The following is a 25,478-nucleotide window of genomic DNA, read 5'->3' as shown; positions in this document are numbered from 1 at the left end:
AATAACGGCCTATGCATACACATGCTGGGCCACGGCTGCGAACAGATCTTCGCCCTCGTGGCGCTGCAGATACCGCTCGTAGGCGATATCGAAAGCCTGACCAAGATCCTCGATCAAATCCTGTTTGTCTTCAATGCCCACAGCCAAACGCACCAGTTCATCGGTGATGCCGACTTTCAGGCGCTCCTCGCGAGGCAGTTCGAAATGGGTCATGCGGCACGGCAGTTCGGCGAGGCTCTCCACCGCTCCAAGCGAGACGGCCAGATGGAAGATGTTCAGGTTGTTGAGCACATCGGCGGGGTTCATGCCCGGCACGACTTCGAAACTCAGCACGCCACCGGCACCCTTCAGACCATTGGATTCAAGCTCATACTCGTGGCCGGGCAGCCCCGGATAGTGCACGGCTTTCACCAGAGGATGCAGCAACAGGTAGTTCGCCACCGCGCGGGCATTCTCCTGCTGACGTTCCATACGCAACGCCAACGTTTGGATGCCACGACGCACCGCATCGCATTCGACCGGCGCGAGCACGCCTCCGAGACGATTCTGAGCGAAATAAATCTTCTGACCGAGTTCGTCATTCTTGACCACCACCAGTCCGGCGTTCACTTCGGAATGTCCGGCCAAATACTTGGTGGCGGAATGAATCACAATGTCAGCACCCAAATCGAGCGGCTGCTGCAGATACGGCGTCACGAACGTGTTATCGACGATTGACAGCGCGCCATAGCGGTGAGCCACTTCGGAAATACGGGTCACATTGTTGACTTGCAACAGCGGATTGGTGAGCACCTCGTAATACACAGCCTTAGCGGGGCGTGCATGAGAAGCCCCCTCGGAGGAACGGCCGGAAACCGCTTCGTCGAGCGCTTCGTAATCAGCCGTGTCCACCGCTTCCACAAGCACGCCCCAATGTGCGAAATATTCGTTCAGCAGCGAATAGGTGCCGCCGTAGATATTCTTGCCGACCACAATGCGATCGCCCGGCTGGAAGATGGACAGCACCGCGTGAATGGCGGCCAAGCCGGACCCGAAGGCGAATCCGCGTGTGCCATGCTCAAGCTGTGCGATCTGCTGTTCCAAGAATTCGCGGGTCGGATTGCCGCTGCGCGCATAATCCCAACGGGGCATGGTCTCAACCGATTCGAAAGCATAAGTGGACGAGTTGTAGATCGGCGGATTCACGGCTCCGGTGTTATTGTCGTTGACCGGCAGTCCGTGAACAAGCTGAGTGTTGAATCTGGTCATGATGTGCACCCCCTCGGGTCAGGTCAGTCGCATGCCTTTCATGCGATCTCAACCGTCATTGAACAACGGATGCGGCAAAGAAACGCGGCTTTGCCTATAGACTTTGGTTATGGTCTTTTGACAAAGCCGCGTAATCATGCGGTTTTTGAAAGCGCTATCGATTCTTCGCATAACGCTCGAGAATGATCATTGCCCATATGCACATGGCAATGTCACACATTGAATTTGGTGGAGACTTCCTGCCGTGGACGCAAATCCACATTGGTCAGATGCGCGTCTGCAGGCACCGCAGCAAACACATGCCATCCTTCTGTCGCAAGAGTGCACGCCAATCGCCCGCCAACGCCTCCGGCCGTACCGGTCACCACTGCAACACGCTGCTGTTCCGCCATTATTTCTCCTTGAATCAAAAACCGTATCCGATGAAAAGCAAACCGCGATCACGTCTCGGATGCGCCACCCAGGTAGGCTTCCTGCACCGCAGGATTGTGCAGCAGATCGGAAGCTTTGCCACGCAGTCGAATACGGCCGTTTTGCAGCACATAGCCATAGTCGGCGATGGACAAGGCGAGTTCGGCCTGCTGTTCCACCATGAGCACGGACACGCCCAGCTCGTCGCGCAGCTTGGCGATCTGCTCAAGCACGTACTCCACCAGTTTTGGAGACAGGCCCATAGTTGGCTCATCCATGCAGATGATTTTCGGATGGCTCATCAGCGCACGCGCAAAGGCGAGCATCTGCTGTTCGCCGCCACTCATGGTTCCCGCCTGCTGCGTGCGACGTTCCTTCAACCGCGGGAAACGCTCGTACATCTGCTCCACATCGCCCGCAATATCGCCGCCGCGCTTGCGCGTGTATGCGCCCGTCAGCAGATTCTCCTCTACCGTCATGGCTGGGAAAATGCGCCTTGCCTCAGGCACCGCGGCAATACCGGCCTGCACGCGATGGCGAGTGGACAGCGCGGTGATGTCGTTGCCCTCATATGTCAACGTGCCATTCTTCGGCTGCTTCAAGCCAAGAATCGTTTTCATCGTGGTCGATTTGCCGGAAGCGTTACCACCCAGCAGTGAGACGATGGCACCTTTCGGTATGTCAATAGACACCCCCTGCAATGCGTGCACCTGACCGTAAAAAATATCGACATTGTCAAGCGTGAGCAGCGGCTGAGCATAAGACGATTTCACATCTCGATCAGCACTCAGTTCGCTCACAGAAGCGACGCCATTCACAGCATCCGCGGCTTCAATGGCGTTCTGTTTGGCGAGAATGTCTTTCTGACCGCCTGCAGCCGTGGTTTTACGGATTTCATTACGCTTGCCCAAGTATGCTTCAACCACCTGCGGATTGTTGCGTACCTCATCAGGCTCGTCGAATGCGATGATTTTGCCGCCATCCATGGCGATCACATGGTCAGATAATGCCGTGACCAGTTCGATTTTGTGTTCGACCAGCAGAATGGTGTGCCCTTGCGCTTTCAGATGCTGCAGCTGCTGCAATACTTCGGCGGTTTCGGACTGGTTCATGCCTGCGGTCGGTTCGTCAAGCAGCAGCAGTTTCGGTTCGCTGATATGCGCGCGTGCGATTTCGGTGCGTCGACGATTCGCGTACGACAACGTGTAGGTGTAGTCGTTGCGACGATTACCAAGACGCTCCTTGAAACGGTCGACTTCACGTTCGACACGTTCGTTTACATCCTGCTTCTCGCTTCTGGTCTTCGGCCCCGGCACCAACGCGACCGCCGTCTCCCCCAACAACGACAACCAGCGAATGATCGGATACCGCTGCACCTGCTTGAATGGACGCTGCGCATTGAGCCGCTTGTGGAAGCCCAGCGCGACATTTTCATCAACCGTCAATCCGCCGAACACTCGACCATTCTGGAACGTACGCGCCAAGCCGCGTTCGGAAATATCGGGCACGCTCAATCCGGCAACGGTTTCGCTATCAATATCAATCAATCCGGAATCAGGTTTAATGAAACCGGAAATCAGATTGATGGTCGTCGATTTTCCGGATCCGTTCGGTCCGATAATCGACACCACTTCGCCCTGATGCAAATCGAACGAAATATTATTGACTGCTTTCAGACCATTGAAGGATTTGCTCAAGTTACGTACCTGCAGTACGGCAGGCGCATCAAGTACGGCACGACGATGCTCTGCTGCGAAAGCCACGATATCGCCTTCGCCATGCAGATCCTCTTTATCGATCGGCACTTTTTTGACTGCTTCGTCGATATTTGCGTTATTGAATGGCAAAGTCATTGCTCACACCTTCTTTGCGAAAAGACCCTGCGGTCGGAACATAATGACGAGCACCAGCAGCACGCCATACAGCAGCACGCGCGTGTCAGATGCAAAACGAAGCAATTCCGGGCCGCCAATCAGAATGACGGAGCCGAGCACGGCGCCAAGCGGCGAATTCATGCCACCCATCACAATCACCGTCAAAATCAGCAACGACATGTTGACGTTGAAAATCGTCGGATCGATGTACGTGTATTGATGCGCCAGAAGAGAGCCGGCCAATCCTGCGAAGAACGCCGCCAACGCGTAAGCGAGCGCCTTATAGGCACCGGTTCGGATACTCAATGCCTCAGCGGCATCCTGATCGGAACCGATGGCTTCAAACACATGCCCCAGATGCGAGGAACGAATGCGGCTGACTACCACCAATGCGACCAACAGCACAATGATGTCAAGCAGGTACTGCATTTGCTGGGTGTATAGCGGCTGTCCTAACACGTTCGGGAACGGAATGCCCTGAATGCCAAGAGAACCCTTGGTCAACGGCTCGGCCAGTCGAATAATGGCGACCATCACATAGCCGACGCCGATAGTGGCGATGGCCACATAATGACCGGCAAGCTTCCACACGGGGAAGGTGAGGACGCTGGCGGCGATGGCCGCGATCAGACCAGCGGCGATCAGAGCCAACAGGAACGGCCAGTGCAATTGCGTGGTCAGAATGGCCGAAGCGTAAGCGCCAACCGCGAACGGACCGGCCATGCCGAGAATCGTTTGGCCCGCGGAACCGGAAATCAGCGTCAGACCGACCGCCGCAATCGCATAAATCGCGACTTGGGTACCGATACCGGACAGGTAGTCGTTGAAGAAGAACGGGGTTGTGAGCAGCACCACCGCGCCGATGAGATTGCCCCACCACGGCAAGGTGATCGGTCGGCCACCACCGAGGAACGTGCCGGTAAGCGGTTCGGATTTAACATCGACATTCTTGCCGAGTAAGCCCTGCGGACGCACAATCAGAATGATCAACAGCGCGCCGAAAGTGATGAGGTCATGAGCGCCGTCGCCCAGCCAGGAGATACCCAATGCTTCAACCACGCCGAGCACCACGCCACCGGCAAGGGCCCCCGGAATGGATCCAAGACCGCCAATGGTGGCCGCAACGAACGCGGTCATGCCGATGGTTCCACCGTTCGCCGGGTTGATGTTGCCGTTGAACAAGCCAACGAAAATACCGGAAACACCTGCAAGTACCGCTCCGATGACAAATGAAATGTTACGAATGGAACGTACTGGAATGCCCATCTGCCGCGCGGCTTCTGAATCCTGCGAAGTGGCCCGAATGGCCTGACCGGTTTTACCGAATTTCAGGAACGCCCATAGCGCAAGCATGGAAGCAATCGCAAAAATGACCATAACCACGTCAGACGTGCCGAAACGCACACCGAATGCCTGGAAATTATAGGTATCAAGCAGCTTAGGAAACGGGCGTGTCTGCGGTCCGAAAATAATCTGCAAACCATTGTCAAGAATCTGACCGACGCCGATGGTCGCCAGCAACGCGGCAATCGGCTTGCGCCCTTCAAGCGGCGAAATCACCGCTATATTAAGCAGCAATCCCAGCAATGCGGTGACCAGTACCACCACGATGACCGTTGGCACGATGCCCCAACCAAGCGATGAACCCAGCCACCATGCCATCATCATACCGACAGCCACCAATGATCCTTGGGCGAAGTTGGTGACATTCGCTACACCGAACACCAGTGACATGCCGACCGCGACCAGCGCGTAGGCGCTGCCGTGAATCAGCCCTGAAAATAACGTATCTATCATCTGTTTTCTCTTCCGATCACTCCACGTTCCTCAACGTTTCCGCACGCTTTTCAACGGCAAAACCGGGAATGCCGAATTCACGTCATGATGGAATCCGGCATTCCCGGCAGTTCATCATTCGCCGTCATACTGCACGAACTTGCCATCCTTGACAATCAGCAGAATCGGATCGATATCGTCGGCCCTGCGCGTCTTCTGGTTGAACTTGAACGTGCCGCCGTTGCCTTGGTACAGGGGGAAATCAGTGATGGTCTGCAATCCCTTCTGAATGCCATCGCGGGTTGCGCCCTCCTTGTTAGCCGCGTACGCCAGATCAATAATCGACTGGTATGCGGTCACTTCGAAGTTGCCCGGATTCTTACCATACTTAGCGTTGAAGTCCTTGACGAACTGTTGCGCCTTCTCATCCTTGGTACCTTCGGCGGAGAAGCAGCCGGTGATAATGGCGCCTTCGGCGTTCTTGCCCGCAAGGTTCAAGAACTCGCTGGTCTCCTGACCGCCGAAATACTCGCCCGTGAAGCCAAGCTTGTCTCGCAACGTGTTGATGACCAGAGCGCCGTCCGGACCGTAACCGATATCGACGACGGCATCAGGCTGGGCGTCGCGTGCGGGAATCAGAATCGGGGAAAGATCAGTTGAATCAGGCAGATAGGAAGATTCGTAGGCGATTTCAACACCCTGCTTCTCCGCTTCCTCCTTGAAATACTGGTAGGCCTGCTTGCCCCAATCGTTTTCGATGTAGACCACGGAAATCTTCTTCGCATGCTTGGCAACAATGTCGGCATTGGCCTTCTGCTGGATGTCCTGGCCAATCTGCGGCGTCCACACATGGTCACCGGTGTCAGTGAACGTCGGCGCGGAATTATTGAAGCCGTAGTGCACAAGACCCGCCTGCTGGAAAGTCGGAGAAGCCGCCGAGGAAGCCGGAGAGGTATAATCGCCCACCACCGCGATAATCGATTGGTCGGCGGCGATCTTCGGCGCTACGGAAGCGTCCTGTTTGGCATCGGACTGCGTGTCGTAGTATTTTAGACCGAGTTTCTTGCCTTGCACGCCACCGTCGGCATTCACTTTTTCGACGGCCAAATCAAGTCCCTGCTGGAACATCTTGCCGTATTCGGCATACTGGCCTGTTTTCGGGTACAGCACGCCGATGTTCACCGTATCGGAATCATTGGATGCGGACGAGGAGTTGGCATTGTCTCCACCCAAACCACATGCGGACAGGCTTGACAGCACACCAACCGCGGCCAGTGCGACCAATGCTTTCTTCGCAGTTACCTTCAACGACATAATCAACAAGTTCCTCTCTTCTTGCTTTCGTATGGAAAATCTCGGACTCAGGCGCGTGCCGCGGCGAGCGCCTGCAACGATTCCTCACTGGCCGGCGTCGGCACGGTGCAGCTTGGTGACAGCAGGAACGGCTTGCCTCCGCGCAGCGCGATGACCTTCTCAATGTCCGCCTTGACCACATTGGCGTCACCATTGGTGGCGAAGTCCGTGAAGCTCGGGCCGCCGACTGGAACGACCTTGAGATCCGCGTCGATCTGCGGATTACCATCGAGGTACTGGTCCCACTGCACGATTTCGACGCCGTAATCGTCGAACCAGTCCGGGTTGGAGAAGGCGCGACAGGTGTGCAATAACACTTCGGCGTCGGGATTGGCGTTCTTGATGGCGTCGAGCACAATACGATCGTACGGTTCGCCGAACTCAGCGTACTGTTCCTTGGTGAAGTAACCTTCGCTCACGGTCCCGGTGAGCGCGAAGAAAATGCCGTCAAGTCCCGCACCACCCTGTTCGACCGGAGTAACCAGCGCGACCGCGTAGGTAGCCAGAGTGTTGGCGATGTTGGTCAGTGCCTGCTTGGCTTCGTCGGCATGATCGAACACGAGTTCGTCACGGGTGAGTACCGGGGTGGCATATTGGTCGCTGGGATACAGCGGCACATCGGCAAGCTGCAGCAGCACGCTCAAAGGGTTGAAAATGGACTGCAGTACGGCTCGGTCAGTGAAGGCCGCGCGAATCTTGGCTGCGGACGCATATTGCTGGCTGAGCACTTCGTTGGCTTTCGGATCGAGCTCGACGATCTTCGCAAGGTCGGACGGCGTCTTGACCACGTCTTCTAGCTTACGTGGAATCACATAGCCGTCATACTCGTTGGGATCGTACTTGGACCCCCATGCCTCGGCGTAGTAGATGGCACGCGGGTTGATTTTGACCCAATCCCAATCCCACTTGTTCACGAAATCGATGTAAGCGTCGGCGAAATCGTCGGCTCCATACTCGTGGCCGATCAGGTGCTGCCATGCGGCTGTCAAATAAGGAACGTCTGCGGAACGATGGCGGGCGATGTCATGGAATGCCTGGCGACGGTTGATGGACATGTTCAATTCCTCCAAAAAAGTTTGTGCAAAGTCTTGCGGTTGAACTGTTCGTTCATGAACTAACGCCATTGAACAACGCGACAACAGGCAAAACGCTGGCTCGCTTATAGGCATTGCTTATGGGTTTTGACAGCACCGCGCGGTATTGCGATTCTTGAAACAGTTATTATTTTTTTGTATAGCACTATAAAAAAACGAATAACCAATCGCGACATGCATATCACAAAGCAGGCATGCAAAAAGGCCCTTGCTTTCATGACGATCGAAAGAGAAACATCACGAAAGCAAGGGCCCTTTTTATCGTTCACACGCATACGAAAATGCGAAAACACCGGAAAAACTACAGTATTTCAGCGATTCTACGCACAGCCTCACGCAACTGATCTTCGGATTTGAGCAGGCTGAATCGTACGTAATCCTTGCCCACTTTGCCAAAACACGTGCCCGGCAGCGCGGCGACGGCCGTACGTTCCAGCAGCGTGTCGGCAAACTGTTCACCCGTCTGATTTTCAGGAGCATGTACCCAAGCGTAGATGCCACCGTCTGAATCGAAGACATCAAGTCCGGCTTCACGCAATCCACCTGCAACGATTTCGCGACGAGACGCATACCGTTCCGCAAGTTCGGCCACACAGCTCTGATCCGACAGCAACGCCGCAGTGCCCGCGTCTTGAATGCTGGACGTAACCATGGAACCCATTTGATAGTGGTACTGCTTCACATGAGACACAATATCGTCGTTGCCCGCGATGAAACCGGCACGCCAGCCGGCCATCGCATACATTTTCGACAGCGAACACACTTCGACGGCCACGTCGAACGCGTCCGGCAATGACAGAATGCTGATCTGCTGCGATTCCACACCCAAACCGGCGTAGGCGAAATCCTGCACGATGGCGAAATGGTATTCGTGCGCCAATTCGATGGCCCGCTCAAGAAACTCGCGCGGCGCCTGCGCGCCCGTCGGATTGTTCGGATAGTTGAGCACCAGCACCTTCACGCGATTCCACGTATCGGCAGGCACTACATCCAAGTCCGGCAGAAAACCACGTTCCGGCAGCGACGGCAGCAGCACCTCCTCAGCTTGGCTCATAACCGTCATGCAATGGTACGAGGGATAATACGGATCGGCGTATGCCACGGCGTCACCCGGCGAAACAAGCACGGCGAACAGAGACGCCAGACCATCAACCGCACCCTCCACGGCAAAAAGCTGGGTTTTCCAATCGACCTCAACACCGTACGTATTGCGATACCACTGTTCGGCAGCCTGCAGAAAACTTGGCTTGCCATCGAATGGCGAATACCGGGCATTTGCCGGATCGTCAACCGCTTTTTTGGCTACTTCTCGAATGAAATCAGCAGGAAACGCGTCTGGATTGCCTTTGGCCAAATCAATCACATCAGCCCCACCGGCAACCGCGGCAGCCACTTTGCGATCCATATCGGCAAACACATTCGGCGGAATCGACTGCGCCACCGTAGTGAACGCAACAGGAGAAACATACGAAGTCATTAATCAACCCTCCCTATCATCGCGCGACTGCATATGCGCACATTCACGCATATACGCAACCATCAGTGCGTCACCTTGCGTGCGAACCAATCGCCAATCCATTGAATGATCTGCACAATGACGATCAGAATAATAACAATCACAACGAGCACGCCGGTTTCGTAACGGTTATAGCCGTATTGAATGGCCATATCGCCGATGCCGCCGGCGCCGATGGTGCCGACCATTGCGGAATAGCCAATCAACGAAATGATGGTGAGCACCACGCCGCGAATAAACGACGGCAAAGCTTGCGGAAACACCGCATCCACAATGATTTGGCGTGTGGTAGCGCCAGTGGAGATGGCAGCCTCAAGCAAGCCCGGATCAACTTCGGAGAACGCGCTTTCCGCGATTCGCGCGAAGAACGGCACCGCGGCGACCGACAGGGAGATTGCGCCACCGGTCGGCGTGTAAGGATCACCCAAAATCAATTGCGCAACCGGAATAAGCACCACCATGAGAATCAGGAACGGCAGCGAGCGAATCGCATTTACGATGAACCCTACAATAACGTTCAGCACATGATTCGGCGTAAACAAGCGGTTTTCAGTCAAATACAGCAGCAATGCCACCAGCGTGCCCAGCACTACGCCGATAATCGCCGACACCACAACCATATATGCCGTGTCGATCAGTGCTTGCCCAAGATTGTCTTGAAGGATTTCCAGAGTTTCTTCCATTGTTCTCACGCCTCCTGATTATCCGCAGCTTCGGCGGCCACAACCAGCTGCCCACGATCAAGTTCCCGATAGCTGAACACATGCGTTCTCAACGTATTCAACGCCTGCAGCAGAGGCTCCCCCGCGCCGGAAACAAGCACAATCAGAATGCCGATGGCCTGCGATCCGAAATATTCCACATTCGCGTGCAGCACGTCGATGCTCACACCGTAATCCTGCGCAACCTGGCTGATGAGCGGTTCGAGTGCCGCATCGCCCTTGTATCGCAGTTCCACGATGGTGCCGGCCGGCAGCGATGGCACCAATTGCGGTGGCACGGCAATGCCGAGATAGCGTTCCACCAACGCTTTGGTGGTCGGATGTTTCGGAGCACTGAACACGTCGAACGTGTTGCCTTGCTCCACTACCACACCGTTTTCCATAACGGCCACTCGGTCGAAAATCTGCTTCGCCACGTCAAGCTGATGCGTGATGAACACGATGGTAATGCCCAGTTCGCGGTTGATGCGCTGCAAGAGCGCCAAAATGCCTTCCGTGGTTTCGAGGTCCAGAGCGCTGGTCGCCTCGTCACACAAGAGAATCTCCGGCTTGTTGGCGAGCGCACGCGCAATGGACACGCGCTGCTTCTGTCCGCCTGACAGGCTGGACGGGTAGCTGTCAATCTTGCTTTCAAGGCCGACGAGCCTCAGCAGTTCGTGGATACGGTCGGACCATTGCGATTTCGGATATCCGCCCGCCTTCAGCGCGAATTCGATGTTCTTGCCGACGGTGACGTTGGCGATCAGATTGAAGCTTTGGAAGATGAAACCGATCTTTTTGCGCAGTTCGCGCAAGGTCGCGCCCTTCAATCTCGTAATGTCGGTGCCGTCGATAAGCACTTTACCGCCGGTCGGGCGTTCCAGCAGGTTGATGGTGCGCACCAACGTCGATTTGCCGGCTCCGGAAAAGCCGACGATGCCGAAGATCTCGCCTTTTTCCACGCTGAGGCTCACATGCTTGACCGCTTCTACGGTGCGACCTCCTTCGTGGAAAGCAACCGACACGTCGTCCAGTTCGATGACGCTCATTTCATTCCTCGTTTCGTTTGAATCGTTCCGTTCGGAACGACAGGCCCGCATGCTACCGATTATGGCTCATGCGGGCCTGTCGTAAGCTTTCGCTGACGGGATCACCAGTTCTTCGGCTTGCCGAAATCCTTGAACTCGCTCTTGGCGATGGCGTCCTTGAATTTCTGGCTGACAAGCAGTTTCTTGACGGCCTTGCCGAAGTCGGAATCGACGTCCTGGGTGCGGACCACGAACACTTCGATCACACCATCATCCTGCTTTTCCAAGGCGAGCGCGTCGGCAGGCTTCAGATCAGCAGCCCAAGAGTAGTTGCCCGGCACCAGAGCCACATCAACGGTGTCCAAGGAACGGGCCAGCTGTGCAGCATCGATCGTTTTGATTTTGAGGTTCTTCGGATTGGATGCGATATCGTTGACCGTGGCCTTGGTGGCATCAACCTCGCCCTTGAGCGTCACCAGACCCTGCTGCTGGAGCACGCCGAGAGAACGTGCCAGGTTAGAGCCATCGTTGGCGATTGCGACCGTAGCTCCGTCTTCGATGTCATCGATGGACTTGTACTTGTTGGAATAGATGCCCAAGCCAAGGGTTGGGGTCTGTCCAAGGGAGGTCAGGTCGAGATTGTTGTCGGCGGTGAACTTCTTCAGATAATTGCCATGCTGGAAAAGATTCGCCTGAATGGAACCAGATGCAAGTGCCTTATTGGGCTGCACATAATCGTTGAACAGCTTGGTTTTCAGTTTGAAACCGTCATCTTTCAGCAGTGGCGCGATAACCTTGTCGACCATGTCGCCGTATGGTCCTGCGCACACGCCGACGGTGATTGTGGTGGTCTTGCCCTTCGTGGTATTCAGACTGTCGGATGCGGATGCGCTGTTGCCGGAACCGCATGCCGCAACGGAAATAAGTGTTGCAGCGGCGAGTACTGCGGCGGCGATTCGTTTGATGCCGCTCTTCTTGGCGATGGTGATGGTCATGGTTTCCCCTCTCTTATTGGTGTGCGAAAAGTTTGTTTCGCAGCAATTGGCAGCTACCTACCGTTCATTGCGATTGATGATTGACCGTTTATTTGCTTGCTTCGGCGTCTGCCTCAGCTTGTTTCACGATGTCTGGATTGTGGATGGCGAAGGCTTGTTCGGCGAGATGCACTTCGCGGGTTAGGAATTCGTGCAGCTTGCATTCGTAGCCATGCTCGCGTCCGACTTTGGCGATATAGCCGTTGATGTAGTCGACTTCCGTTGGACGCCCCTTGGTCAGGTCTTGATACATGGACGGATAGTGCAGCGGATGTGCCACGCCCGCGGTATGCAGAATGGTTTCGACTTCCGTTTCGCGCGTGCCCAACAGTTGGTATCCGGCCGCTTCGGCCGCGCTGTAAGCTTCATCGACCAGCTGTTCGGTGAGCCAACGCGCGTCGGGATGCGCATGGAATTCGCCGAAACGAATCTGGTACATGGTACACAACGTGTTCAGCACCGAGTTGAATACGATTTTCGCCATGCACATGCCGATGAAGTTGTCCACGATGGTCGGGTTGAGCGTGGCCGTTGCGAAATCCTCGTACAGCGCCTGCTCGTGTTTGCGCACCTCGTCAGTCACATCGTCCGCGTAGGCACACAGGTTCATGGCCTTGGCATGTGCTCCGCCGGTGAAGTTGAAATCGCCGGGGCCGTACACGTAGGCACCGATCAGTGCGGTGCCGCCGTAAATGCGGTCTTTGGGGAAGTATTCGTTGAGCTTTTCGAAGTGTCCATAGCCGTTCATGGCGGAGAACACAATCTGCTTCTCGTTGAACAGGTGGGCACAGCGCTTGAGCACGCCGTCAAGCTGCATCTGCTTGAGGAACACGATCCACACGTCTGGCTGGCCGGCGTATTCCTCCGGGTAGTACACGTTGATCGGCACAAGATGGCGGTCTTCACCATCTTGAGACACGTAGGCGCCACCTTGCTCGCGGATCTTCTCGACATTCGGCTTCCACGTATCGATGAAATCGACATCCTTGTGTGCGAATTCCTGCAGCAGCACACCGTACTGGATGCCCATTCCGCCTGCACCGATCACTGCGTACTTCATACGCTGTCCCCTCTCTCATGCGTGTTTTCGTATGGCTTCTTTCAAGCGATAATCACAAGATATCGGTAAAAATCCTTTCCTATGCCGGCGTGGCTATATGCGATTTTTATGAAAGGCGCAAATCGTAATAATTCTTTTTTATGAACGGTTATCAGGATATGAAAAAGCCTCCCGCGGCACATGCCACGGAAGGCTTGGAAACAGAATTGACGGACGGCAGGTTGCCGTCAGGTCAGGTGATTGTCAGAGCTTGCCGCCCTCGACCACGATGTCATCCGGATTGACGTCGGAACCGTACACCGGCTTCAGGGTCTCTTCGTAATCCTTGTGGAAGAAGTTCTCCTTGCCCAGCTTCACGATTTCGTCGTTCAGCCAGTTGAGCAGCTCCTTGTTGCCCTTCTGTACAGCCGGAGCGATGGTGTCCTCATCGCCGAGTTTGGTGATGCCGACCTTGAAGCCCTTGTTGGACTTGGCCCAAGCCAGTACCTCGGTATTGTCGGTGGAGAAAGCGTCGCCACGACCGTCGAGCAGCGCATTGTAGGCGTCGGCGTACTGGTCGTACTTCTGCAGCTTGACGTCGGGTTCGTTCTTCTCGAAGTAGCTTTCGGCGGTGGTGCCCTTGGCGATGATCAGCGTCTTGCCCTTAAGCTGGCTCACGTCAGTGATTTCGGCATTTTCCGGGGAGACCACGCCGAGTGCCACCTTCATGTACGGCTTGGCAAAATCGACCTTCTCCTTACGCTCGTCGGTGACGGTGAAGTTGGCCAGCGTGATGTCCACCTTGTTGGAGGTGAGCACGTCCACGCGGGCGGCCGGGTCGACGGAAGTGTACTTGACCTTCACTCCCAGATCCTTGCCGAGACGCTCGGCGAAGTACACGTCGTAGCCGGCGTTTTTGCCTTCCTTGTCGATGTATCCGAACGGGGCCTTGTCGGAGAAGACGGCAACCTTGAGTTCGCCGGACTTCTTGATCTCGTCCAGAGTGCGGGCGGTGGCGCTACTGCTGGAGCTGGAATCGCTGCCAGTGGAGCTCTCATCGCTCGGAGTGGCCGCGGACGGGCCGCAAGCAGTCACCGAGGCTGCCATGATCAACGCGGCCGATGCGGCCACGATGCTCTTGAATGTTTTGTTGATGATTGATGCGGTCATGGTTTCTCCTCTCTTGCAAAGATGACTGCTATCAAAATCTTGGATTTCGCCGATTCTCGCCATTTGTCTTGCTTATTCGGATTGATTGGCGGACTGGCGATGCCGGTCGAATTCAAACGTGCGCAGGAACCGCTTGGCTCGTTCGGTGGTCGGATTGGTGAAGAATTGTTCGGCATTGTCGGATTGTTCCACAATGCCGCCGTCTTCAAGCAGGATCACCTGGTCGGCGATGGCTCGCGCGAATTGCATTTCGTGCGTCACGATGAGCATGGTTTGGCCGGAATCGGCAAGCTCGAGCATCACGTCGAGCACTTCGCGCACCATTTCCGGGTCGAGCGCGGCGGTGACTTCGTCGAAGAGCAGCACTTCCGGATGCAGGATCAGCGCACGGCAGATGGCCACGCGTTGACGTTGGCCGCCGGACAGCTCATGCGGCCAGGAATCCTTGCGGTCGGCAAGGCCGACGCGTTCCAGAAGCTTGATCGCCTCCTGCTCGACTTCGGCCTTATCTCGCTTCTGCACCAGGGTCGGTGCCAATGTGATGTTGCCGAGCACGGTTTTGTTGGGAAACAGGTCGTAGCTTTGGAACACCATGCCAACACGGGTACGCAGTTCGCTACTGCGCTTGCTGCGCCCAGCGGACTCAGTGCCCGGCTTGCCTGTTTCGATCACTTCGCCGTTGAGCGAAATGGTGCCGCCCTGAATCGGCTCAAGGCCTGCGATGGTGCGCAACAACGTCGATTTGCCGGAACCGGAAGGTCCAACGATCACAAACACCTTGCCATGCGGCACGTCAAAGGAAATATCGTTCAGCACCGGCTTGTCGGCATTGGCGTACTGCTTGACCAAATGCGCAATCTCAAGACTTGCCTGGCCTGCCTGATCCTGCTTGCCCACTGTGTCAGTCATGCGACCACCTCTTTTCCAATCGGCGGGCCACGATGGACAGCGGCCAGCACACGATGAAGTACATGAAGAAAATCACCCCGTAGATCCACAGGGTTCCGGTCGGATATTGGAAACGGTTCGCGTCGATGATCTGCTGGCCCACTTTGATGACCTCGACCACGCCGAGAAGCACGGCCAGCGATGTCGTTTTCACGATTCGTGTCGCCAGATTCACCGAAGCCGGCAGAAGCCTACGCAACGCCTGCGGCAGAATCACTTTAACGAACGTCTGCCAGCCACTCAGCCCAAGCACATACGCGGACTCATACTGGGCTTTCGGAATCGACTCAAGCGCGCCACGCACCAAATCGCCCAATTCCGCGCCACCCCACAGCACGAACACGAACACGCATGCGCCAGTCGCATCCAAATTCCAATTCCACGCACGGGCGAAACCGTAGAACGCGATGAACAGCAACGCCAATTGCGGCATGATGCGAATGAAATCCAAATAAATCCTGGTCAACACGCGAATGACGGGATTCTTCATCGTCATCAACCAACCGACAACCAATCCCACCGGAACGGAAAGCCCCACCGAAACACCGGCGATCCACACCGTAACCCACAGGCCCTGCAGCAGGCGCGGGAACACGCCCGGCTCGAGCAGAATCTCAGCGCCGCTCATAGTCGAACCTCCGTTCCAGCCAAGTGCCGAACAATGAGATCGGCAGCAGAATCACCAAGTATGCGACGACCAGCATCAGCAGCGACTCGTACGTGCTGTAGTACATGCCGATCAGATCCTTGGCCATGTACATCACGTCGGCAAGCGCGATGGCCGACACGACGGATGATTCCTTGATCAGGAAGATCACGTTGGCCACAACGCCCGGAATGGACGTACTGATGGCCTGCGGAATGACCACGCGGCTCAAGGTCTGCCATTGGCTTAGACCCAGCACGTACGCGGATTCACGTTGCACGTTCGGAATGGTTTCGAGGCCGCCGCGCATCGCTTCGGCCATGTAGGAGCCACCAAGAAAGCCAAGTCCCACGATCGCGCATTGTTCCGCGGACCATACGATGCCAAGCTTCGGCAAGCCGAAATACAGGAAATACAGTTGCACCAGCAACGGCGTGTTACGGCTGAGTTCGATGTAGACGCGCACAATCTGCTTGAGTACGGGAATGCGTGCAATTTCAATGCCTGCGCAAATAAGTCCAACCGCGGTCGAAAGCACGATGCCGAACAGGGAAATGAACAGCGTCATCACCGAGCCGTTGACGAAGAACGGCGCGTAATGCGTCACGAATGTCCAGTCGAACACACGCGCCTCCCATCTTTCTCTTCAGGTTTTCGAATGCTCTACGGATCCCCCGGAACCTTTTCAGACCGTTTCAGGCTTTCGCCGTGGACGCGCCCCATCGTACCGCACGACAATCGCGGAACAGGCCACGTCGTTATCGGTTTTTCATATAGGCGTTTATCAGCTTCCGAAAATGCTTCCGGCGATCCTTTCACAGTATCGCACGCTGGCGTTTCCTCTGTTCGCCCATACCAAAATGTGAAGATTGGGTATACCTTGCGAGAAAGTATGCACATGCTCATTCGACATGCAACGATGGAGGATTTGGACGCGATTGAGGCTGTGGAGGCTGCCTGCTTCCCACCTGCGGAGGCCGCAACGAACGAGAGCCTGGCCGCACGCGTCGCCACGTATCCGAATCATTTCTGGCTCTTGATCAACACTGACGATGACGACGATACCTGCTTCCCCGCTTCCGTGGAAGATGGCACGCTGGTTGGTTTCGTCAACGGCATGACGACCAATGAAAAGGATTTGGCTGACGTCATGTATGAGGATGTTTCCCTGCACGACGAGCATGGCGCTTGGCAGATGATTTTCGGCGTGGACGTGGCTCCCGTCTACCAGCATCGCGGTTGCGCTAGCTATCTGCTGCGTCGTGTGATTCTTGATTCGACGATTGCCGGGCGCAAAGGCATTGTGCTGACATGCAAGGAACGTCTTGTTGGATTTTACGCCCGTCTGGGATTCGTGGACGAAGGCATGTCCGCTTCGACGCACGGCAATGTGGCATGGCATCAGATGCGCTTGACGTTGACGCAATCCCCTTCTGAAGAATCATTCGTTGAGTCCGATCCAGACGCGAAAACCATGGAAATTCCAGTGGTTTCGATCGCTAATTGACAGCGTGTTGCCCCCTCGCAACACCATCGCGACACGCCGATGATTTGCATTCCGCCGAGAATCCACGTAAGTTAGCACTCGCTTCGGGCGGTTGGCGCAGAGGTAGCGCACTTCCCTGACACGGAAGGGGTCACAAGTTCGAATCTTGTATCGCCCACGCGAAGCGGGTAACGAAGCTGGGAAACCGGCAGAATTATCCCACGGGTGATTGGCGCAGCGGCTAGCGCACTTCCTTCACACGGAAGGGGTCATAGGTTCGATTCCTATATCACCCACTGAATTTCCGCTTCTCACGGCGGAAGTTCTTTGCGGACATAGCTTAGTTGGTAAAGCGCAACCTTGCCAAGGTTGAGACCGCGGGTTCGAGTCCCGTTGTCCGCTCCATCAGAGAGCCCCACCGGATTGGTGGGGCTCTTCGTTTATCCGTTATCCGGTCTTTCCCGAACAGTCACTGCTTCCCCGTGCCATGCCAAGCGTAGTCGAGATGCATGAATTCGGGAACCTTGTACCATTTGACTGGGTAGCCGGCTCCATGCGCGCAGAATACCGAATCCGGTGTGTTCTCCAAGTCGGATTCCGGATCGTATGCGGACTGCTCAATCACCTCGTCGGCGTTGTGGCATGGCCTGTACCCTGCGAACACGCAACTCAAATGCCCACGCCCGTGCGTGTAGGCGTTCACATCCATCGCATAATCTCGCATTTGGGCGACCGGCGCCTCACCTTCAAGCACCATATATTCACCATCGCCGGAAGGCGTGTCGAACGAGCCGCTCATACGCTGTATGTCGGCCATCGCATGGCCGACCATATCTTGCGGAACCTCCAAACGGAAGCCATACCACGGCTCCAGCAGACGGCAGTCGCCGCGTTCCTTCGCGTCCATCAAGCCTTGCCGAATCGCACGATACGTGGACTGACGGAAATCGCCCCCTTCCGTATGCTTCAAATGCGCACGGCCAATCAGCAATGTGATCTTCATATCGGTAATTGGAGAGCCGGTAAGCACACCCAAATGCTCACGTTCCTGGCAATGCTGCAGAATCAGCCTCTGCCAGTTGCGGTCGAGCACATCCGCGCTGCACACGCTCGCGAACCTCATGCCGCTGCCGATAGGCAATGGCTCGAGAAGCACATGCGTTTCCGCATAATGGCGCAACGGTTCAAAATGGCCCACACCCTCAACCGGATGTGCGATCGTCTCCTTATATAAGATGCCGCCCGGGCCGAATGACACGTCCAAGCCGAACCGGTCGTGCATCATCTGCTGGATGACCTCCAACTGCACCGCACCCATCAATTGCAGATGAACTTCCTCAAGATGCGACTGCCACACCACATGCAGCAACGGATCCTCATCCTCAAGCTCGCGCAACGCAACCAAGCAAGCGTGAATATCACACTTCCCCGGCAGCAACGTGTACGTAAGCACCGGCTGAAGCACTGGATTCACGCCGTCAGACTCTTTTCCAAGCCCAGCACCGGGAAACGTTCGCGTCAAGCCCGTAACGGCACACACGGTGCCAGCAACAACCGAATCGACCGTAGTGAATTTCGCGCCGGAATACACGCGCACCTGATCGGCCTTCTCATGCCACATGCCATCGTCGTCGATTTTCGACTCGCCAAGGTCGGTGCCAACCCGCGCAGTGCCGGAAAGCATCGTCTTCGCCTTGAATTCACCACCCGTTACCTTGAGCCATGTCAGGCGATTGCCTTGCGCATCGTGCGATACCTTATATATATGCGCGCCGAATTCGCTGTCATACTCCGGTTCGCGCACATACCGCTCAAATCCTGCGATGAACTCGTCAATACCGTCCATTTTCAGCGCGGATCCGAAGAAACACGGGAACAAGTCACGATCAGCGATCATCTTACGAATGGTTTCATCCGGGATAGTTCCGCTTTCCAAATACGATTCCATGGCGGCTTCGCTTTGCATGGCGATATCTTCCATAACATCGGCAAGCGCCGCATTGCCATCATGCGCTCCGGTGAAATCGATGCAGCCGTCGGAAAGGCGCTTCTTCAGCTGATTGAGCAGTTTCGTTTTGTCAGCTGCGGGAGCGTCCATTTTATTGATGAAGATGAATGTGGGCACGTTGTAACGTTTCAGCAATCGCCATAACGTTTCGGTATGCCCTTGGATGCCATCGGCACCGGAAATGACCAAAATCGCATAGTCGAGCACGGCGAGGGTTCGTTCCATTTCCGCCGAAAAATCGACGTGCCCCGGAGTGTCAAGCAAGGTGAGGGTGAGGTTCGGCGTGGTGATGATCGCCGGTTCGGTGAAGATGGTGATGCCTCGCTGCCGTTCCATCGTGTTGGTGTCGAGAAACGCGTCGCCATGGTCGACACGGCCGAGTTTGCGTACGTTGCCCGTGGCATACAGCAACGCTTCCGACAGCGTGGTTTTGCCGGCGTCAACATGCGCCAGAATGCCGGTGACGATTCGTTTCATGGGTCCTCCCGCTGCCGAGCTACCGCCGAAGCAGCAGCCGCCTATCGATATGCGAAAGCCCTTACGCCTGCTGACGTAAGGGCTTGGTGGTGACCCCGGGGAGACTCGAACTCCCGACCTTGAGATTAGAAGTCACATGCTCTATCCAGCTGAGCTACAGGGCCAAACCTGATTCAGTATAGTCAGTTCGCGCGTTCTTGCCAACTTGAACGCGCGGAATAAGGCCATCATACCGAGGCAAAACCATGAAAACCTACGACTCCCCGACCTTGAAACGAGCCGACAGCCCGCAAGATCAGGGAAGCGAAAGATCACGGTTCGATAATCCAGCTCAAACCGACCAGCACAATGAGGAACAGCACGTTCACCGCCGAGTAAACAGCCAGATAGCGTCCCTTCCTGTCAGGATACTTGCGCGTCACGTTCTTGTAGCCGATCAGCGACGCCATGGATGCGATCAGCGTGCCCATGCCACCAAGGTTGGTGCCGATGATCAGAGCACGCCATTGATCGCAGAAGCCCGACAGTAGCAACGTGGTCGGCACGTTGGAAATGAACTGACTCGACACCACGGCGACTTCAAGCGGATGCTGTCCCACCAGAGCTTCGGCCAGCTGGTAAAATTCCGGCACTCGTTTCATATTGCCGATGAAAATGAAGAACATGCAGAAGGTCAGTGGCAATCCCCAGTCGATATTGCGGAACACGCGGCGATCGCAGAACAGGAACGCCACCACCACGATCACGCACATGGCCCATAGTGGAATGAAATCGCTCACAGCCAGCAAACACACGATGAACAATGCGCAATATACGATTGTTCGCCAACCTCCATAGCCGGCGCCATAGCCGGTCACACGAATCTCATCCGGCTGCGGCTGGTCGGAATTCGGAGCGAGCACATTCTGTTCGATGCCGCTGCCGTCGATAGAGGAAAATTCGGAAACAGGTTTCTTGCCGAACGCCACACAGACGATGATCACCAGCAATACCGCCGCGGCAACGGAATACGGTGCCATAATGCCGATCATTTCAGCGGACGGCATGCCCGTCAACGCTTTCAAATACAGGTTGTGCGCATTGCCGATCGGCGTCAACATACTGCCCACGTTCGCGCCGACGGTCATCAACGTGCCGACCAGCACCGCATGCTCCTCCATATGGGCCATGGTAAGCACCGCGATCGCGAACGGAATGAACGTAACCAACGCCACATCATTGGTAATCAGCATGCCGGAAAAATACGTGAGCGAAATCAGCGTGATCACCAATCCGCGTGCGGTGCTCACATGATGCAGCAATCGTGAGCCAATGATACGGAACACGCCGATGCGCTGGAAGCCGCACACCACCAGCATCAGGCAGATCAGCTGCGAAATGGTGCTCGCATGAATATATCCGCCGTACTCCTTGTCAGGAGGCACGATAAAGCATGAAATAAGAGCAAGTATGGAAGCAACTACGAGAATGGTCTCGTTTTTCAGGATTTTAACGACCAATCGTCGCATTCATTCCTCCGTGAATCCAGTTTGCAAACCGTTTGCAGACCCGGGCGATTTTCTCAAGAAACGCCGTATTCACTTTACCCGAAAAATCGCATAGCACATACCCTTGGCATACGATTTTTCCGACCATTCCAACGTTTTTCAGCCACTACGCCCTACTGTTCTTTACCTTTGCAAACCGGCAAAACTGTTTTGCAATTGCAAAACACGCCGGAAGATACTGTATGTCAACTAAGAATTCGTCAAGTATTCTCGCCTCGTTCACCACATGTTCGCCGGCCGTTCATACGACACTCGGATATGAGGCAAATCCAAGTGCCAGACAAAGATGTTCGGGGGTATCAGACGTTCTGGCGCACGGCGGAAGCTCAAGTACACGACAGATATTCAGGCGACGTTATTGCCAAACACCCTCGCCTGCAGATCCTTACGCAAGGTCTCAAGTTTGGTGATCTGACCGAGCAGCTCGATTTTCTCGGCACCGTCCGGCAGTTGCGCCATGCGACGCTTGTCCGCACCAATCTTGCGCATGATGCCCGTGTCAAGCAGTCGAATGATGAGTTCGGACGCATACCTGCGCTCATCGTCCGTCGGTTTGCGCAATTGCACGTTGATTTCTTGCGATTGTTGCGACGCACGTTCCGTATCGGCGTCACTCGGCGGCAACGGCAGCTGCATGACGGCAAGCTCGTTGATCACGGATTCCAGCATCGGTCCGCCTGCTTTGGTGAGATTATGCATCCACAGTCCTTGCGGGGTATCCGTGGACGGCAGACCGCCGGCCGCAGCGATGGCTTGGAACAGCGTACGGAACACGGGGGTCATGAAGCTCGACAGCGTGAGGCTGGCGAACAATGTCGGATCCACGGCAAGCGGCACCTGGATCAGGGTCGCCATGAACTGCTGTTCGCAAATGAACACGGCATCGTCGATACGGTAATAGGATTGCTCCGCAGCGTCACGATGTTCCAACGCCTTGCGCGCGGAAGGATTCGCATACGGATTCGCGCCCTGATCCATGCGAGGTTCCGCCGCTGCTGCGGCATTGGCGGCAAAACGACGTTTCGGTGCATACGCATCCTCGTCCCGCACATTGAGTTTGCGACGGGCGTCACGCACTTCGCGCTGCATGATGTCAAGATCGACGCCGATTTGGCGTACCGCCTTGCGTGAATACAAGTCAAGCAGCGAACGGTCGCGAATCTGCGCAATCAGTGGCGCCACGGCCTTGACCGCCCCCATTTGCCCCGTGGCATAGGTGGTGTCGAAACGTCCGATAGCGGTTTTGATCACGAAATCATACAGCGGCTCGGCATTCGCAATAAGCGCGCGAACTGCCTCATTGCCACGTTTGATGCGCAAATCGCATGGATCGAGATTGTCATCGGCCACGGCGACGAACGCCTGCGTCGAAAACGCGGCATCCAATCCGAACGCGTGAATCGCGGCCTTCTGACCGGCAGCATCGCCATCGAACGTGAATATGATGCGGGAACTCAACTGCTGCCCATCAACCTTCAACGGACCAATCAGCTGTACCGCGCCCAACGAATCGTCGGCGATAAGACGACGTACGATTTTGGCATGTTCAGCACCGAACGCGGTACCGCATGTGGCGATCGCAGTGTCAACTCCGGCCAGATGCATGGCCATCACGTCGGTATAGCCTTCGACGATCACCACCTGACGTTTCTTGACGATCGCAGCCTTCGCCATGTCAATGCCATAGAGCACCTGATTTTTGCGGTACAACACCGTATCCGGCGTGTTGATGTATTTCGCACCGATCGAATCGTCCTCATACAATTTGCGCGCTCCGAAGCCCAGCGTACGACCGGTCGAATCGCGAATCGGCCATGTTACTCGGCCTCGAAAATAGTCGTACACCCCGTGCTGGCCTTGGCGAGCCAATCCCGCGTCCAGCATCTCCTGCTGCGTGAAGCCTTTACCGGCCAGATAGCGCACCAAATTGTCCCAACCTTGCGGAGCGTATCCGCAACCGAAACGCTGGCAATCGGCCTGGCTGAAGTTACGACCGTCAAGCAATTTACGTGCGGCGAGCGCGTCTTTGGTCATCAGCTGCGATACGAAAAACTCTTGTGCGGCCTCGTTGGCTTCCAGCAGGCGGGCACGTTTCGAACCGGTATGCTCCTTCTTGGCACTCGACTGGTCATAACGCAATTCGATATGGTATTTGTCGGCCAAAAGCTCGACGGCGTCGCGGAAGTCGACGTTCTCCTGATGTTCAATATAGCCGAACACGTCGCCGCCGAGACCGCAACCGAAGCAATGCCATACGCCCAACGCCGGGCGCACGGAAAAACTTGGCGTTTTTTCATCGTGGAAAGGGCATAACCCTACATAAGTGCCAGTTCCGGAAGGCTTGAGCGAAACCGTCGCGGACACAATGTCATACAGATCGGCGGTGGCGCGGACCTTTTCAATGTCTTCCTTCAGAATCATTCCTGGCATAGCTCACCACCTTAACAGCAAGCGCGGCACGTTGACCAACCATCGAACGTGCCGCGCCCACCATATTGACTTTCACGGCGTGCCTTGTTTTCCACGCCCGTTTCCTTACAGAATGGTTGCGGGATTGAGTTTGGCGAGATCCTCTGCCGGCAGCACGTCGGTGGCGTGCTCGTACAGGCGCGGAATGCGGTTGCACAGACAGGTGAAGATCTCATAGCTGATGGTGCCTGCGGCACGGCCCCAATCGTCGGCGGTCGGTTCAGCATAATCCTCGCCGCGGCCCGGACCGAACAGCTGCACGGTGTCGCCCTCATGCACGCCAAGCTTTTCCGCGGAACCGTGCAGGTCAAGCATGAACTGATCCATGCACACGCGGCCAGACACACGGTACAGGCGCGGACCTTCCGTAGTCATCACACGCACCGGACCGCCAGGCTTGACCACATGCTTCGCGCCTTCCATATCGAAACCGGAAGCGGAACGGTGAATGCCGTCCGCATAGCCGACAGGCACGATCGCGGTGGACGTGTCTGTAGGAGTCAGGTACGTGCGGCCATAGGAAATGCCATGGCCTGCCTCCACATCCTTGACCGTGCCAAGCTGCGCCTGCAACGTCATGGCCGGAGTCAAATCATACGTGCCAGGCGTGCCCATAGCCGGATCAGCCTCATAACCATACAAGCCAATACCCGGGCGGGTAAGCTCAAAATGAATCTCCGGGCGCGAAAGCGTGGCCGCCGTATTGGCAAGATGACGAATCTCCGGCGCAATGCCGGCAACTTCCATACGACGGGTGAAATCCTTGAAATTCTCGATCTGCTTATCAGTGGACGCCACGAATTCAGGCACGTCCGGAGCATCGGCCACCGCCAAGTGGCTCCACTGGCCGACAATATGCAACACACCCTCCTTAGCGAGAGGCACCAGCTTGGCGAGCGCCGCGTCGAACGTGGCCGGAGTGAACCCATTACGCCCGAAACCGGAATCGACCTTCACATGCACACGCGCGGTTTTCCCAAGACGACGCGCCGCGGCCGCAACGCCGTCAATGCCCGGCAATGAGCCTACGGAAATATCGATATCATTGTCGATCAGCTCGTCAAAAGGCACAGCCATGCCGTTATATACCCATGTCAGAATGTGGCAGCGGTCCGGCCCGATGCCCGCCTTGCGCAGCAGCAGTGCCTCATGTGATTGCGCCGTGCCCAGCCAGGTCGCACCTCCCGCAAGTGCCGCGAGCGCGGCCGGAATAAGACCATGCCCGTACGCGTCGGCTTTGACCACACCCATCACAGCGGTGCCGGAATTCGGGCCGCCAACCACGCTCACCAAATGACGCATGTTGTTTCGCAATGCGGCCATATCGACGATGGCCTGCGCCGGGTATTGCTTTTGGGCGGCCTCATAATTGGCCTTGCCTTGTTCGGATGAGAATTGCCATTCACGGGCAGCATTGAAAGTCATGGCTCTATTGTTGCGCTCCCACGTGACGGCTTCGGAAAGACGCACACACATGGTGAGACGATTCACGGGGTTTTCACGTTTTTGTCCGCGCCAGGTTTTTACACTCTCCTTACATAAGGCGCGTACACCTCCCGTATATGAGGCGTTCAGCCCTTCTTTGATTTCTGGCGTTTGAGGCGTGCCAGAGTCCCGGAAATCCGTCCGGTCCAGCCCATATAAAACCATTTT

20 protein-coding genes and 4 tRNA genes are annotated in these 25,478 nt (G+C 55.9%); 4 read left to right on the top strand and 20 right to left on the bottom strand.

Annotated elements, in window-relative coordinates; genetic code table 11:
* Positions 1-9 precede the first annotated feature (9 nt).
* From AH68_RS02775 to AH68_RS02705, 15 genes are all read right to left on the bottom strand, one after another.
* Entirely contained in the window at positions 10-1,248 is a 1,239-nt protein-coding gene (locus tag AH68_RS02775) for a trans-sulfuration enzyme family protein (RefSeq protein WP_039197448.1), read from the bottom strand.
* A 212-nt stretch (positions 1,249-1,460) separates the two neighbouring features.
* Positions 1,461-1,640 (bottom strand): hypothetical protein, encoded by a 180-nt coding sequence (locus AH68_RS02770; protein WP_039197446.1) that lies wholly within the window; start codon positions 1,638-1,640, stop codon positions 1,461-1,463.
* 48 nt (positions 1,641-1,688) lie between these two features.
* On the bottom strand, positions 1,689-3,512 hold the full coding sequence (locus AH68_RS02765) for an ATP-binding cassette domain-containing protein (protein WP_039197444.1): 1,824 nt from the start codon (positions 3,510-3,512) through the stop codon (positions 1,689-1,691).
* A 3-nt stretch (positions 3,513-3,515) separates the two neighbouring features.
* Entirely contained in the window at positions 3,516-5,330 is a 1,815-nt protein-coding gene (locus AH68_RS02760; protein WP_039197442.1) for an ABC transporter permease, read from the bottom strand.
* A 114-nt stretch (positions 5,331-5,444) separates the two neighbouring features.
* A complete protein-coding gene (locus tag AH68_RS02755; protein WP_039197440.1) occupies positions 5,445-6,623 on the bottom strand; it encodes an ABC transporter substrate-binding protein in 1,179 nt (392 codons plus the stop codon).
* A 47-nt stretch (positions 6,624-6,670) separates the two neighbouring features.
* Entirely contained in the window at positions 6,671-7,717 is a 1,047-nt protein-coding gene (locus AH68_RS02750) for a uroporphyrinogen decarboxylase family protein (RefSeq protein WP_039197438.1), read from the bottom strand.
* 340 nt (positions 7,718-8,057) lie between these two features.
* Positions 8,058-9,233 (bottom strand): pyridoxal phosphate-dependent aminotransferase, encoded by a 1,176-nt coding sequence (locus AH68_RS02745; protein ID WP_039197436.1) that lies wholly within the window; start codon positions 9,231-9,233, stop codon positions 8,058-8,060.
* A gap of 62 nt (positions 9,234-9,295) precedes the next feature.
* A complete protein-coding gene (locus AH68_RS02740) occupies positions 9,296-9,955 on the bottom strand; it encodes a methionine ABC transporter permease (protein ID WP_039197434.1) in 660 nt (219 codons plus the stop codon).
* Positions 9,956-9,960: 5 nt separating this feature from the next.
* Positions 9,961-11,022, bottom strand: a complete 1,062-nt coding sequence (locus AH68_RS02735) for a methionine ABC transporter ATP-binding protein (RefSeq protein WP_039197431.1) — start codon at positions 11,020-11,022, stop codon at positions 9,961-9,963.
* 101 nt (positions 11,023-11,123) lie between these two features.
* Positions 11,124-11,996 carry a MetQ/NlpA family ABC transporter substrate-binding protein gene (locus AH68_RS02730; protein ID WP_039197429.1) on the bottom strand — a complete coding sequence of 291 codons (873 nt, stop codon included), beginning with the start codon at positions 11,994-11,996 and terminating at the stop codon, positions 11,124-11,126.
* 88 nt (positions 11,997-12,084) lie between these two features.
* A complete protein-coding gene (locus tag AH68_RS02725; RefSeq protein WP_039197428.1) occupies positions 12,085-13,095 on the bottom strand; it encodes a ketopantoate reductase family protein in 1,011 nt (336 codons plus the stop codon).
* Between the two features lie 243 nt (positions 13,096-13,338).
* On the bottom strand, positions 13,339-14,244 hold the full coding sequence (locus tag AH68_RS02720; protein WP_039197426.1) for a cysteine ABC transporter substrate-binding protein: 906 nt from the start codon (positions 14,242-14,244) through the stop codon (positions 13,339-13,341).
* 72 nt (positions 14,245-14,316) lie between these two features.
* On the bottom strand, positions 14,317-15,153 hold the full coding sequence (locus AH68_RS02715) for an amino acid ABC transporter ATP-binding protein (protein ID WP_052189128.1): 837 nt from the start codon (positions 15,151-15,153) through the stop codon (positions 14,317-14,319).
* The gene (locus tag AH68_RS02710) at positions 15,146-15,820 is read right to left on the bottom strand and encodes an amino acid ABC transporter permease (RefSeq protein ID WP_033501376.1); all 675 of its coding nucleotides are present in this window, start codon (positions 15,818-15,820) and stop codon (positions 15,146-15,148) included. Before AH68_RS02710 ends, AH68_RS02715 begins: the two co-directional genes overlap by 8 nt.
* Positions 15,807-16,463, bottom strand: coding sequence for an amino acid ABC transporter permease (locus AH68_RS02705; RefSeq protein WP_039197423.1), 657 nt, complete (start codon positions 16,461-16,463; stop codon positions 15,807-15,809). Before AH68_RS02705 ends, AH68_RS02710 begins: the two co-directional genes overlap by 14 nt.
* A gap of 273 nt (positions 16,464-16,736) precedes the next feature.
* Here AH68_RS02705 and AH68_RS02700 point away from each other — a divergent pair, with 273 nt between their 5' ends.
* From AH68_RS02700 to AH68_RS02685, 4 genes are all read left to right on the top strand, one after another.
* Positions 16,737-17,345, top strand: a complete 609-nt coding sequence (locus AH68_RS02700; RefSeq protein WP_236682435.1) for a GNAT family N-acetyltransferase — start codon at positions 16,737-16,739, stop codon at positions 17,343-17,345.
* Between the two features lie 85 nt (positions 17,346-17,430).
* A tRNA-Val gene (locus tag AH68_RS02695) sits at positions 17,431-17,502 on the top strand.
* Positions 17,503-17,547: 45 nt separating this feature from the next.
* Positions 17,548-17,620: transfer RNA gene (locus tag AH68_RS02690), tRNA-Val, on the top strand.
* 33 nt (positions 17,621-17,653) lie between these two features.
* Positions 17,654-17,729, top strand: a tRNA-Gly gene (locus tag AH68_RS02685).
* A gap of 64 nt (positions 17,730-17,793) precedes the next feature.
* Here AH68_RS02685 and AH68_RS02680 read toward each other — a convergent pair.
* The 5 genes from AH68_RS02680 to alr form a co-directional block, all read right to left on the bottom strand.
* Complete coding sequence (locus AH68_RS02680; RefSeq protein ID WP_039197420.1) at positions 17,794-19,809, bottom strand: elongation factor G; 2,016 nt, start codon at positions 19,807-19,809, stop codon at positions 17,794-17,796.
* An 87-nt stretch (positions 19,810-19,896) separates the two neighbouring features.
* Positions 19,897-19,973, bottom strand: a tRNA-Arg gene (locus AH68_RS02675).
* Between the two features lie 147 nt (positions 19,974-20,120).
* A complete protein-coding gene (locus AH68_RS02670; RefSeq protein ID WP_039197418.1) occupies positions 20,121-21,317 on the bottom strand; it encodes an anion transporter in 1,197 nt (398 codons plus the stop codon).
* A gap of 384 nt (positions 21,318-21,701) precedes the next feature.
* Positions 21,702-23,786 carry a DNA primase gene (dnaG, locus tag AH68_RS02665; RefSeq protein ID WP_039197416.1) on the bottom strand — a complete coding sequence of 695 codons (2,085 nt, stop codon included), beginning with the start codon at positions 23,784-23,786 and terminating at the stop codon, positions 21,702-21,704.
* Positions 23,787-23,891: 105 nt separating this feature from the next.
* Positions 23,892-25,250: an alanine racemase gene (gene alr / locus AH68_RS02660; RefSeq protein ID WP_039199711.1), complete on the bottom strand. Its 1,359-nt coding sequence runs from the start codon at positions 25,248-25,250 to the stop codon at positions 23,892-23,894.
* Positions 25,251-25,478 lie beyond the last annotated feature (228 nt).

This window comes from Bifidobacterium catenulatum PV20-2 (genome assembly GCF_000800455.1).
Lineage (GTDB): Bacteria > Actinomycetota > Actinomycetes > Actinomycetales > Bifidobacteriaceae > Bifidobacterium > Bifidobacterium kashiwanohense_A.
The sequence above is the reverse complement of the archived record's forward strand: the minus strand, read 5'-3'. Positions and strand labels throughout refer to the sequence as shown.